Source organism: Streptomyces sp. E-08 (assembly GCF_049913095.1).
Classification (GTDB): domain Bacteria; phylum Actinomycetota; class Actinomycetes; order Streptomycetales; family Streptomycetaceae; genus Streptomyces.
The window spans coordinates 1,651,470-1,663,589 of the sequence record NZ_CP183971.1; the positions used below are offsets into that span (position 1 = coordinate 1,651,470).

The 12,120-nt window shown below is 73.8% G+C and carries 12 protein-coding genes; 1 reads left to right on the forward strand and 11 read right to left on the reverse strand.

The window, feature by feature from the left end:
* Positions 1–86: 86 nt before the first annotated feature.
* The 6 genes from ACN9MM_RS07490 to fmt all read right to left on the reverse strand — a co-directional run bounded on the left by ACN9MM_RS07490 (position 87) and on the right by fmt (position 5,338).
* Complete coding sequence (locus ACN9MM_RS07490; protein WP_426362908.1) at positions 87–422, reverse strand: barstar family protein; 336 nt, start codon at positions 420–422, stop codon at positions 87–89.
* A complete protein-coding gene (locus ACN9MM_RS07495) occupies positions 412–840 on the reverse strand; it encodes a ribonuclease domain-containing protein (protein WP_352021720.1) in 429 nt (142 codons plus the stop codon). Before ACN9MM_RS07495 ends, ACN9MM_RS07490 begins: the two co-directional genes overlap by 11 nt.
* Positions 841–892: 52 nt before the next feature.
* Complete coding sequence (locus ACN9MM_RS07500; RefSeq protein ID WP_383792364.1) at positions 893–1,942, reverse strand: sugar-binding transcriptional regulator; 1,050 nt, start codon at positions 1,940–1,942, stop codon at positions 893–895.
* A gap of 120 nt (positions 1,943–2,062) precedes the next feature.
* Entirely contained in the window at positions 2,063–2,746 is a 684-nt protein-coding gene (gene rpe, locus ACN9MM_RS07505; RefSeq protein ID WP_041128223.1) for a ribulose-phosphate 3-epimerase, read from the reverse strand.
* Between the two features lie 148 nt (positions 2,747–2,894).
* On the reverse strand, positions 2,895–4,307 hold the full coding sequence (locus ACN9MM_RS07510) for an RsmB/NOP family class I SAM-dependent RNA methyltransferase (protein ID WP_426362909.1): 1,413 nt from the start codon (positions 4,305–4,307) through the stop codon (positions 2,895–2,897).
* A gap of 98 nt (positions 4,308–4,405) precedes the next feature.
* Positions 4,406–5,338, reverse strand: a complete 933-nt coding sequence (fmt, locus tag ACN9MM_RS07515; protein ID WP_426362910.1) for a methionyl-tRNA formyltransferase — start codon at positions 5,336–5,338, stop codon at positions 4,406–4,408.
* Positions 5,339–5,567: 229 nt separating this feature from the next.
* Between fmt and ACN9MM_RS07520 the strand changes: the two genes are divergently transcribed.
* A complete protein-coding gene (locus ACN9MM_RS07520) occupies positions 5,568–6,089 on the forward strand; it encodes a hypothetical protein (RefSeq protein ID WP_382868386.1) in 522 nt (173 codons plus the stop codon).
* 76 nt (positions 6,090–6,165) lie between these two features.
* Here the strand turns inward: ACN9MM_RS07520 and ACN9MM_RS07525 are convergent, their stop codons facing one another.
* The 5 genes from ACN9MM_RS07525 to gmk all read right to left on the reverse strand — a co-directional run bounded on the left by ACN9MM_RS07525 (position 6,166) and on the right by gmk (position 12,072).
* Positions 6,166–8,295: a primosomal protein N' gene (locus ACN9MM_RS07525; protein WP_426362911.1), complete on the reverse strand. Its 2,130-nt coding sequence runs from the start codon at positions 8,293–8,295 to the stop codon at positions 6,166–6,168.
* Positions 8,296–8,388: 93 nt separating this feature from the next.
* Positions 8,389–9,612, reverse strand: coding sequence for a methionine adenosyltransferase (metK, locus tag ACN9MM_RS07530; protein WP_382868388.1), 1,224 nt, complete (start codon positions 9,610–9,612; stop codon positions 8,389–8,391).
* 277 nt (positions 9,613–9,889) lie between these two features.
* Entirely contained in the window at positions 9,890–11,101 is a 1,212-nt protein-coding gene (gene coaBC / locus ACN9MM_RS07535; protein ID WP_426362912.1) for a bifunctional phosphopantothenoylcysteine decarboxylase/phosphopantothenate--cysteine ligase CoaBC, read from the reverse strand.
* Between the two features lie 106 nt (positions 11,102–11,207).
* Complete coding sequence (gene rpoZ, locus ACN9MM_RS07540; protein WP_030316319.1) at positions 11,208–11,480, reverse strand: DNA-directed RNA polymerase subunit omega; 273 nt, start codon at positions 11,478–11,480, stop codon at positions 11,208–11,210.
* A 28-nt stretch (positions 11,481–11,508) separates the two neighbouring features.
* Positions 11,509–12,072: a guanylate kinase gene (gene gmk / locus ACN9MM_RS07545; RefSeq protein WP_426362913.1), complete on the reverse strand. Its 564-nt coding sequence runs from the start codon at positions 12,070–12,072 to the stop codon at positions 11,509–11,511.
* Between the last annotated feature and the right edge of the window lie 48 nt (positions 12,073–12,120).

Genomic DNA, 12,120 nt, shown 5'->3' on the forward strand with positions numbered 1-12,120 from the left:
TCGTTCGGATCGGCCCCTAGGCATTTCAGCCAGGGGAAAAAGCACGTAGTTCATTGTCCCACGCCTGTACGAATACCAGCCCCGGGCTAATCATCCGAGGCTTGCGGCAGGGGCTTCGTCGGATCGTCCGAATACTCCCCCAGGGCGAGGAGCACCGAGAGGCGTGTGGGGCGTTCCTCGACCGCCGTGGCGAAGACCTCCTGGGCGGTTCCCCACTCACGCGGGCGCGTCCTGGCGTACTCCTGCCAGCCGGTGACGACGAGGGTGACCGGCTCCGGCAGGTCGGTGAGGCAGTCGGCGAGGGCGTCCCAGTTGCGGCCGAACCAGTCGGGCAGCGCGAGCGTGCCGGCGCACCGGTCCATGAGCGCGGCCTTGTCCACGACTCCGGTCAGGTCGAGGACGACGGGGTCGTCAAGCCTCATCCGTGACCACCTCCCGGAAGGTCTCGTAGTGGTCGTCGGTGTAGTAGGTCTCGCCGTTCCGTCCGGTGACGATCCGGCGCGCTCCCCGGTCGCGTTCGCCGGGGGTCTTCACGGTGTACTCGTGGTAGTAGCCACGCGCCTCGCGGGGCAGGACGCGCTCGAAGTTCGAGAAGACGGTGCCGTCCTTGGCGTACGGGAAGGGGCCGCCGCGCGCGATGAGGGCGAGCGTCTTCCGCGCCTCGGGCGGCAGGTCCGCCGCGCGCACGGTGGGCAGCCCGGAGGTGCCGGTGGGCGCGGCGGCCACGGTGGTGCGGGCGGGGGTGGCGGTGCCGGTCCCGCCGCCGCTCGCCGAGGAGCACCCGGCGAGGAAGACCGCGAGGACGAGCGCGAGGAGCACGCGCAGGGGCCGGAGCGACATGCCCCGAACATACCGTTACGGGATGGCTCCGGCCCCTCCTGGCGTGCGGCGCTCAGCTGCCGTCGGGGTCCTTCCGGTCGAGCGCCGGGTGCGTGCCCGGGCTCGACTCGGTCAGCAGGTAGTCCGCCGCGGCGCGGTCGGTGACCAGGCTGGTGACGAGCCCGGAGCGGAGCACCGCGCCGATCGCCGCGGCCTTGCGCTGGCCGCCGGCGATGGCCACGACCTCGGGGATCCGGCGCAGCCGGTCCGCCTCGACGGTGATGCAGCGCTCGCCCAGGTCGCGGCCGACCCGGCGCCCCTCGCTGTCGAAGAGGTGCGCGGACATCTCGGCGGCGACGCCGAGCGAGGCGTAGTGGGCGCGCTCGGCGTCGGAGAGCATGTCGTGGACGGTCGAGATGCCCGGCTCCCAGGAGCCGATGGAGACGCAGGCGACGGTGACCTTGTCGAAGTACTCGAAGGCCCGCGCGATGCCGGTCTGGCTGCGGAGCGCGGCCGCGGTGGCCGGGTCGGGCAGCAGCATGGGCGCGTAGATGGGGTGGGCCTCGCCGCCCGAGACCTGGGCGGCGCGCCGGACGGCCTCGACGGAGCCGCGCTCGGCGGTCCCGGCGTCGTACACGCCGGTGAGCTGGACGACGGTGCAGGGCGGCAGCCGGTCGAGGGCGGCCGCCATGTGGATGGTGGAGCGGCCCCAGGCCAGGCCGAGGACGTCGCCCTCGGTGACGAGCTCGCCGAGCAGGTCGGCCGCGACCTCGCCGAGGTTCTCCGGGTCGGGCGACTCGTCGTCGCCCTCGGCCGGGGACTCGACGACGACGGCGTGGCGGAGCCCGTAGCGGGCGCGGAGCGCGTCGGAGCGCTCGGCGTCCAGCTCGGCCGGCACGCGGATCTCGATCCGCACGAGGTCGCGCTCCAGGGCCGTCTCCAGGACCCGGGCCACCTTGAAGCGGCTCACGCCGAACTCCTCGGCGATCTGGATCTTGGACTTGCCCTCGAGGTAGAAGCGGCGGGCCATCGCCGCCGCCTGCACCAGCTCCGCGGGACCCATCCGCAGGGCCGACCGTCCCGCCGACATACCGGCCACCGCGATCTCCTCACTGCTGTTCACGTACCGCTGTTCACGTACGGCTGTCGTTCACACTCTGGCTCGCCGTTCATCCTGTCAGAAACGGCGGGCCTTGATCAGTCCTGTCGGCGGCCCGACGGACCGCGTTCATCCGCCGGAGGCTCAGTGGCCACACGCCCACGCGGCGGAGGCGGTCGCGGCCTCCGCGCGGGCCCGGAGCGAGGCGACGGCCGCGGCCGGATCCGCCGCTCCGTACACCGCGGAGCCCGCGACGAAGACGTCGGCGCCGGCCTCGGCGCACCGCTCGATCGTGGACTCGGCGACCCCGCCGTCGACCTGGAGCCAGAGCTCCAGACCGTGCTTGGAGATCAGTTCCCGGGTCCGGCGGATCTTGGGAAGCATGATGTCGAGGAAGGCCTGGCCGCCGAAGCCGGGCTCGACCGTCATGATGAGCAGCATGTCGAGCTCGGGGAGCAGGTCCTCGTACGGCTCGATCGGCGTGGCCGGCTTGAGCGCCATCGACGCCCTGGCCCCCTTGGCCCGGATCTCCCGCGCGAGCCGCACCGGCGCGGCGGCCGCCTCGACGTGGAAGGTCACCGAGCCGGCGCCCGCCTCGACGTACTGCGGGGCCCAGCGGTCGGGGTCCTCGATCATCAGGTGGCAGTCGAGCGGGGTGTCCGTCGCCCGGGCCAGCGACTCCACGATCGGGACGCCCAGCGTCAGGTTGGGCACGAAGTGGTTGTCCATCACGTCGACGTGCAGCCAGTCGGCACCGCCGACGGCCTTCGCCTCATCGGCGAGCCGGGCGAAGTCCGCGGACAGGATGCTGGGGTTGATCTGCGCCATGTGCCAAGCCTCCCACGTTCTTGGGCACTTCTTTGCCGCTCAGCGGTTTCGAATCCGGTCCAGACCAATTTCGGTACGAAGCGACGAGACCGGGACCGGGAGGGACCGGGAGATTACGGTCAGACGATCGAAGGGTCGGGCCCGCCCGTCAGGCGGTCCTGCGCAGCAGCGCCAGGTACATGGCGTCCGTACCGTGCAGATGCGGCCACAGCTGGACGTCCGGGCCGTCGCCGAGCGCCGGGACGCCGGGCAGCAGCGGGCGGGCGTCGATCAGCTCGGCGCCGCCGACCTTCTTCAGGACGTCGTCGACGACCACGCGGGTCTCGGCGAGGTGCGGCGAGCAGGTGGCGTACCCCACCACGCCTCCCACGCGGACCGCGCTCAGCGCCTCGGTCAGCAGCGCGCGCTGGAGCGGGGCGAAGCCGTCCAGGTCCTCGGGGCGGCGGCGCCAGCGGGCCTCGGGGCGGCGGCGGAGGGCGCCGAGGCCCGAGCACGGCACGTCGACGAGGACGCGGTCGAAGGAGCCGGGGCGCCACGGCGGGCGGGTGCCGTCGGCGGCGATCACCTGGTACGGGCCGGGGTTGCCGGCCAGGGCGCGCTCGACGAGGCGGGCGCGGTGCGGCTGCTTCTCGGAGGCGAGCAGGAAGGCGCCGCGTTCGGCCGCGAGGGCGGCGAGCAGGGCGGCCTTGCCACCGGGGCCCGCGCAGCCGTCGAGCCAGCGGGCGTCGGCACCTTCCACGGGTGCGTTGGCGAGGGCGATCGCGACGAGCTGGCTGCCCTCGTCCTGGACGCCGGCCCGGCCCTCCTTGACGGCCTCGATGGCGCCGGGCTCGCCGCCCTCGGCCATCCGCAGGGCGTACGGCGACCAGCGGCCCGGGAGGGTCTCGGTGACGCCGGCCAGCTCCTCGGTGGTGGAGCGGCCGGGGCGGGCGACGAGGGTGACCTCGGGGCGCTCGTTGTCCGCCTCCAGGAGGTCCTCGATGCCGGCGCGGCCGCCGCCGAGAGAGTCCCAGAGCGCCGAGACGACCCAGCGGGGGTGCGAGTGGACGACGGCGAGGTGGTCCTCGGCGTCGTCCTCGTACGGCGGGGCGACCTGCTCGACCCAGGCGTCGAGGTCCTGCTGCGAGATCTTCCGCAGCACGGCGTTCACGAACTTGGCGCGCCCGTCGCCGAGCACCACGCGCGCGAGCTCGACGCTGGCGGAGACGGCGGCGTGCGTGGGGATCCGCGTCCCGAGCAGCTGGTGCGCGCCGAGCGACAGCACGTCGAGCACGGGCGGGTCGACCTCGCGGAGCGGCCGGTCGATGCAGGCCGAGATGATCGCGTCGTACGTGCCCTGCCGGCGGAGCGTCCCGTAGACGAGCTCGGTCGCCAGCGCGGCGTCCCGACCGTCGAAGTCGCCCTTCTCACGGGCCTTCCGCAGCAGCGGCGGCAGCACCAGGTTCGCGTAGGCGTCCCGCTCGTCCACCGCCCTCAGCGCCTCGAAGGCGAGCATCCGGACGGGGTCCTTCTGGGGCCGCCGGTAGGGCTTGGGGGGACGACGACGTGCCTGCTCGCTCAAAGGTGCTCCGCGTGACGAAATGAAGAAGGTCGAACCCTCTCAGCCTACGTCGCCCGTGGAGCCGCCCGCGCCCTGCGCCCCAGGCCCCCGCCCTGCGCCTACGCCCCCAGCCGCTCCCCCGGCGCGATGCGGACGCCGCGGGCCCAGTCGGCGGCCTTCATCGGCTTCTTGCCCTGGGGCTGGACCCAGAGCAGTTCCACGGCGTACGAGCCGGTGCCCGCGTACACGTTGTTCTTGCCCACCGCGAGCTCGCCCGGGGCCAGGCCGGTGCGGTCCGGGAGGGGGGTGACCTGGATCAGCTTGAGGCGCTCGCCGCGGAAGACCGTCCAGGCGCCGGGGGCCGGGGTGCAGCCGCGGACCACGCGGTCCACGCGGAGCGCGGGGGCGGCGAAGTCGACGTGGGCGTCCTCGACCTGGATCTTCGGGGCGAGCGTGATGCCCTCGACCGGCTGCGGGACGGCCTGGAGCGTGCCGTCCTCGATGCCGTCCATGGTCGCGGCGAGCAGTCCGGCGCCCGCGAACGCGAGCCGGGTGAGGAGGTCGCCGCTGGTGTCGGTCGGGCGGATGTCCTCGGTCACGACGCCGTAGACCGGGCCGGAGTCGAGGCCCTCCTCGATGAGGAAGGTGGAGGCGCCCGTCACCTGGTCGCCGGCCATCAGGGAGTGCTGCACGGGCGCCGCGCCGCGCCAGGCGGGCAGCAGCGAGAAGTGCAGGTTGACCCAGCCCCGGGCGGGGATGTCGAGGGCGACCTTGGGCAGCAGCGCGCCGTACGCGACGACCGGGCAGCAGTCCGGCGCGATCTCCCGCAGCCGGGCGAGGAAGTCCTCGTCGCGGGGCCTGGCCGGCTTCAGGACCTCGATCCCGGCCTCCTCCGCCCGCTGGGCCACCGGGCTGGCGACGAGCCGCCGGCCGCGGCCCGCCGGGGCGTCCGGCCGGGTGACCACGGCGGCCACCTCGTGCCGCCCGGAGGCGAGCAGGGCGTCCAGGGCGGGAACGGCGACCTCGGGGGTGCCTGCGAAGACGAGCTTCATGGGTGGCGACTGCCTGTCTCTCCGGGGGCGTTGCGAGCAGCGCACCAGTCTAGGCGTCCCGGAGAGAAGGGGGCGTACGGAAGGTCGAGCGCCCCGCGCATATGCGTCTACGCCCCCGCAGCGTGACCCAACTCCCGGTGGCGCGTTGGTCAAGAGAGATTGACCGAATCGGGCCGCTGTTCCCCCCTCGGCGGCCCGCCCCTTAAACGCCGGTTCGAGAGGCTTTCACATGGCCGACCACGCAACCCACGACGCCCAAGCCCGGGCAAGTCTGCATCTGTTGGTGCGGGACATCGAGCGGGTCCGGCGGCAGGTGGACGCACTGCGCACGCTCACGGCCCAGCTGGGCAATGTCTACCGCCCTCGCCGCTCCGGCCCGTCGACGGGCTTCGTCGTCTACGGGCGCGCGCCCGCCCCGACCGTACGTCTCGCCCAGGAGCTGCGGGACAGTGTCGAGACCCTGGTGACCGCTGCGGTCGACTTCGACCGCTCCCTCGGATTCTCCTGGGACGCGGTGGGTTCCGCGCTCGGGGTCACCAAGCAGGCCGTCCACCGCCGTTACGGCGCCCGGCGCGCGCCCCAGCCGGGCGCGGCGGCCGTGGACCAGGACCATGTGGTGGAGCCGGGCACGACCCGCACGCTCCCCTCGGTCCCCGCGGCCCGTTCGATGCCGCCGCAGCCCACTTCGGGCAGTGCCACCCTCCGCGAGGACCCCCGCCCGCCGGCCTTCCCCGGCCCGCGCAACGGCTGACCCACCGGACGACCGTCGACGGCCGCCCGCCCCTTCCGGGGACGGGCGGCCGTTCGCGTGTCCGCGGGCGGCCCCGTCAGCCGATGTCCGGCGGGTCCACCCGGATCCGCACCGGATCCCCGCCACCGCGCGCGAGGCGCGCCGCCCGGGCCTGCTTCAGTGCGGCCGCCAGGGCCGCGCCGCTGCCCGGCGGCACCCGGACCAGGGCCCGCTCCCACTGCTCCCCCGGCGGCGGATCGCCTGGTCTGCGCGGCCCGCCGGGGCGGACGACGGGCAGCGGGACGGGCCCCAGGATCTCGGCGTCGGCCGGGAGCCCGGCCGCGGCGAGGAAGCCCTCGACGGCCTCCGGCGGCCCGGTCACGGCGGCCATCCGGGAGACCGGCGGGAAGCCAAGCTCGGCCCGCTCGGCCAGCTCCCGCCGGGCGTGCCCGACCGGGTCCCAGCGAACGAGCGCCTGGACCGGCCGGAGGGTCGGTTCGGCGACGACGACCACGGTGCCGCCCTCGGCCTGTCCGCGGACCAGCGAGGCCGCGTCGATCCAGCGGCGCAGCGCCTCCTCGCCCGCGCGCAGGTCGGGGCGGCCGAGCAGCGCCCAGCCGTCGAGGAGCAGCGCGGCCGCGTAGCCGCCCTCGGCTACGGGCTCGGCGCCGGGGGTGGAGACGACGAGCGCGGGGCGCCCGGGGACGCTGTCCAGGACGTGGTCGCGGCCGGAGGTCCGTACCGGCACGGCGGGGAACGCCCGGCCGAGCTCCTCCGCGGTCCGCCGGGCGCCGACCACCTGGGCCCGCAGCCGGGTCGAGCCGCACTCGACGCAGTGCCAGTCGGGGGCGCCGCGGCCGCACCAGCCGCACCGCAGCTCCTGCTGCTCGGGGGCCTCCAGGGGCCCGGCGCAGTGCCGGCAGCGGGCGGGCGTGCGGCAGCGCTCGCAGGCCAGCCTCGGCACGTACCCCCGGCGGGGGACCTGCACGAGCACCGGCCCGGTCTTGAGCCCCTCCCGTACGGCCTGCCAGGCCAGCGAGGGCAGCCGGGCGGCCCGCGCGGCCTCGTCCCGGGCGAGTTCGCCGTCGCCGACGGTCCGGATCAGCGGGGCGGCCCTGCGGACCTGCTCGCGTCCGGCGTTCAGCGCCTGGGCCCAGCCGGACTCGACGAGCTGGGCGGCCTCGACGGTGCAGCCGGTGGAGCCGAGGAGGAAGGCGCAGCGGTCGTGGGCGGCGCGCAGCAGCAGCACCTCGCGCGCGTGCGGCTGGGGGGCGTGCGGCTCGCTGTGGCTGCCGTCGCCGTCGTCCCAGATGACGGTGAGACCGAGGTCGCGCACGGGGGCGAACATCGCGGCCCGGGTGCCGACGACGGCCCGTACGGCGCCGCGCCGCACGGCGAGCCACTGCGCGTACCGCTTCTCGGGGCCGGCTTCGGCGGTGAGCACCGCGTGCCGCCCCGCCCCCAGGACCTCGGTCAGGGCCGCGTCGACCCGGCCGGCGGCCCGCCCGTCGGGGACGACGACGAGCGCGCCCCGTCCGGAGGCGAGCGTCGCGGCGACGGCCCGGGCGATCTCCTCGGCCCAGTAGGGCCCCGGCAGCGCGTTCCACACGGCCCTGGGCGCCCCCCCGCGCGCGAGGGAGTCCAGGAACGCGGGACCGCGTTCGTACCGCGTCCAGCTCCCGGGCTCCGGCGCCGCGGGCGGCGGCAGCGGCTCGGGCGAGGGCTTGCGCTCGGCGGTCGCGTTGCGCGGGGGGACGGCGAGCTGGAGGACGTCGGCGAGGCTCCCCGCGTACCGGTCGGCGACGGCCCGGGCCAGCCCGAGCAGCTCCGGTCCGAGCACCGGTTCCGGCGAGACGACGTCGGCGAGCGCGGCGAGCGCCCCGGAGTAGTCCGACTCGGCGCGCCGCTCCACGAGGAACCCGTCGATGAGCCGGCCGCCCTCGCGCCGGCCGCCCCGCACCTGGTGGGCGCCCGCCCCGAACCGCACCCGGACCCGGACCCCGGGCCGGGCGGTCTCGTCGAGCTCCTCGGGGACCGCGTAGTCGAAGAACTGGTCGAGGTGGAGCGCGCCCTTGTTCACGACGACCCGCGCGACCGGCAGCTCCTTGGCCAGCGCGGCCCCGCGCCAGGTCCGCGGCTTGGCCCGCGGCACCTTCGCGCTCCGTACGGTCTCCCGGATGAGCGCGAGCTGCTCGGGTTCGTCGGACTTCTCGTTCTCGCTGCTCACAGCCCCATACCTACCAGACGCCACCGACAGCCGGACATGACCGGAGCCCGGCACCCCCACGGGGTACCGGGCTCCGACGCCTCAGGCCTGGGACTACAGGCCGGCGGCCTGCTTCAGGGCGTCCACGCGGTCGGTGCGCTCCCAGGTGAAGTCCGGCAGCTCACGGCCGAAGTGGCCGTAGGCGGCGGTCTGGGAGTAGATCGGGCGGAGCAGGTCGAGGTCGCGGATGATCGCGGCCGGGCGGAGGTCGAAGACCTCGGCGATGGCGTTCTCGATCTTCTCGTTCTCGACGGTGTTGGTGCCGAAGGTCTCGACGAAGAGACCGACGGGCTCGGCCTTGCCGATCGCGTAGGCGACCTGGACCTCGCAGCGCGCGGCGAGGCCGGCGGCGACGACGTTCTTGGCGACCCAGCGCATGGCGTAGGCGGCCGAGCGGTCGACCTTGGACGGGTCCTTGCCGGAGAAGGCACCGCCACCGTGACGGGCCATGCCGCCGTAGGTGTCGATGATGATCTTGCGACCGGTGAGGCCGGCGTCGCCCATCGGGCCGCCGATCTCGAAGCGGCCGGTCGGGTTCACGAGCAGGCGGTAGCCGTCGGTGTCGAGCTTGATGCCGTCCTCGACGAGCTGCTTCAGGACGTGCTCGACGACGAACTCGCGGATGTCGGGCGCGAGCAGCGACTCGAGGTCGATGTCCGAGGCGTGCTGCGAGGAGACCACGACCGTGTCGAGGCGGACGGCCTTGTCGCCGTCGTACTCGATGGTGACCTGGGTCTTGCCGTCGGGGCGCAGGTACGGGATGGTCCCGTTCTTGCGGACCTCGGTGAGACGCCGGGAGAGGCGGTGCGCGATGTGGATCGGCAGCGGCATCAGCTCGGGGGTCTCGTCCGACGCGTAGCCGAACATCAGGCCCTGGTCGCCGGCGCCCTGCTTGTCGAGCTCGTCATCCTCGTCCCCACGGGAGGCCCCCTCGACCCGCGACTCGTACGCGGTGTCCACGCCCTGGGCGATGTCCGGGGACTGCGATCCGATGGACACCGACACGCCGCAGGAGGCGCCGTCGAAGCCCTTCTTCGAGGAGTCGTAGCCGATCTCGAGGATCTTGTTCCGGACGAGGGTGGGGATGTCCGCCCACGCCTTCGTGGTGACCTCACCGGCGACGTGCACCAGGCCGGTGGTGATCAGCGTCTCCACGGCGACGCGCGACGTGGGGTCCTCGCGCAGCAGTGCGTCGAGGATGGTGTCGCTGATCTGGTCAGCGATCTTGTCGGGGTGACCCTCGGTGACGGACTCCGAGGTGAACAGACGACGGGACACAACGCTCCCTGGGGTTGCAGCGGCTGCTGGCTACTCGTGACGCGGACCGGCAGGGGGCTGCGCCCCGCGACGTTCCACGAACAGTCTATCGGTCGTGGTCGGACAATGGACCAGGTGTCTCGACTGGCGAATGCCCGTGGACGGGCGGAACCGGCCTCGGGCAAGGCAGACGTGCCCACCGGGATGGGGCGTAAATCACCCGCGAGGAGGTGTTTCGCGCCTCCGTGGAGCGCCGTCACGCCCCCCGAACGGCCCACGGCGGGGACGGCCGGATCCGTCAGGTCGCGGGGCGCAGCCGCGGCAGGACCAGGTCCCAGACCGTCTCCGCGAGCGCTTCCTTCGGCCCGTACGGGACGGGGGTCTCGGCGCCGTCCGACGCGAGGACGACAGCCTCGTTCTCCTCGGAGCCGAAGGTCTTGCGCTCCCCCACCTCGTTGACGACGAGCAGGTCGCAGCCCTTCCGGCGGAGCTTCGCGCGCCCGTTGGCGAGGACGTCGTCGGTCTCGGCGGCGAAGCCGACGACGACCTGGCCGGGCAGGGCGCGGTCGGCGGACAGCTCGGCGAGGATGTCGGGGTTCCGGACGAGCTCGATGGTGGGCGCGCCCCCGTCGTCCGTCTTCTTGATCTTGCCGGGGGCGTACACGGCCGGGCGGAAGTCGGCGACGGCGGCGGCCATCACGACCGCGTCGGCATCGGCGGCGGCCTTGAGCACCGCCTCGCGGAGCTGCACGGCGGTGCCGACGTGGACCACGTCGACCCCGGCCGGGTCCGCGATCCCGGTGTTCGCCTCCACGAGGGTGACCCGGGCGCCGCGCGCGGCGGCCGCCTTCGCGAGGGCGTAGCCCTGCTTCCCGGAGGAGCGGTTGCCGAGGTAGCGGACGGGGTCGAGGGGCTCGCGGGTGCCGCCGGCGCTGACGACGACGTGGCGGCCCACGAGATCGGGGGCGGCGTCACCGCGGGCCAGGATCCTGCGGCAGACCTCGAAGATCTCCGCCGGGTCCGGGAGGCGGCCCTTGCCGGTGTCGACGCCGGTGAGGCGGCCGACGGCGGGCTCGATGACGACGGCGCCGCGCCCGCGCAGGGTGGCCACGTTCTCCTGGGTCGCCGGGTGCTCCCACATCTCGGTGTGCATGGCGGGGGCGAAGACGACCGGACAGCGCGCGGTCAGCAGCGTGTTGGTGAGCAGGTCGTCGGCGAGGCCGTGGGCGGCCTTGGCGAGCATGTCGGCGGTGGCGGGGGCGACGACGACGAGGTCGGCGGCCTGGCCGATCCGCACGTGCGGGACCTCGTGGACGGAGTCCCACACCTCGGTGGACACGGGGTTCCCGGAGAGCGCGGACCAGGTCGCCGCGCCGACGAAGTGCAGTGCGGAGTCGGTGGGGACGACGCGCACGTCGTGGCCCGACTCGGTGAGCCGACGGAGCAGCTCGCACGCCTTGTAGGCGGCGATGCCGCCGCTCACGCCCAGGACGACCTTCGGCTCGGACACGACTTCCACGACTCCCCGCACTCGGATGCGTACGACTCCATGAGACACCACAGGCCCGGCGGATGGTCCGCCGGGCCTGTGGTGACAAGCGTTACACGCTACGTGCTCAGGTCGCGGGGCCCTCGATGGCCTCGGACGTCAGCAGACCCGCGTTGATCTCGCGCAGGGCGATCGAGAGCGGCTTCTCGTGGACGTGGGTGTCGACCAGCGGACCCACGTACTCCAGCAGGCCCTCGCCGAGCTGGGAGTAGTACGCGTTGATCTGACGCGCGCGCTTGGCCGCGTAGATCACGAGGCTGTACTTCGAGTCCGTGGCCTCGAGCAGCTCGTCGATCGGCGGGTTGATGATGCCCTCGGGCGCGGTGATGGAAGAGGACACGCTCTACCTTCCGAAGATGGAAAAAAGATCAGACAACGTTCATCAACGTTAGCAGCTCGCGTGCGACGTCCTCGACGGAGGTGTTGACGAGCGTGGTGTCGAACTCCGACTCGGCGGCCAGCTCGACCTTCGCGGCCTCCAGGCGGCGCGCGATGACCTCGGGCGACTCGGTGCCGCGGCCGGTGAGCCGGCGGACCAGTTCCTCCCAGCTGGGCGGGGCCAGGAAGACCAGCTGGGACTCCGGCATGGAGTCCTTCACCTGGCGGGCGCCCTGGAGGTCGATCTCCAGGAGCACGGGCTCTCCCGAGTCCAGCCGCTCCAGGACGGCGCCGCGCGGGGTGCCGTAGCGGTTGCCCGCGAACTCGGCCCACTCGAGGAGCTCACCGTTGGCGATCAGCTTGTCGAACTCGTCGTCCGCGACGAAGAAGTAGTGGACGCCGTGCTTCTCGCCGGGGCGGGGCTTCCGTGTCGTCGCCGACACCGAGAGCCAGACCTCGGGGTGGACCTTGCGCATATGAGCGACGACCGTGCTCTTGCCGACCCCTGAGGGGCCGGAGAGCACGGTCAGCCGCGGACGTACCTCTGCTGCCATGCAGCGATTATTCCAGCTTTACCGGCATGCCCGGGACGCGTGTCCCGG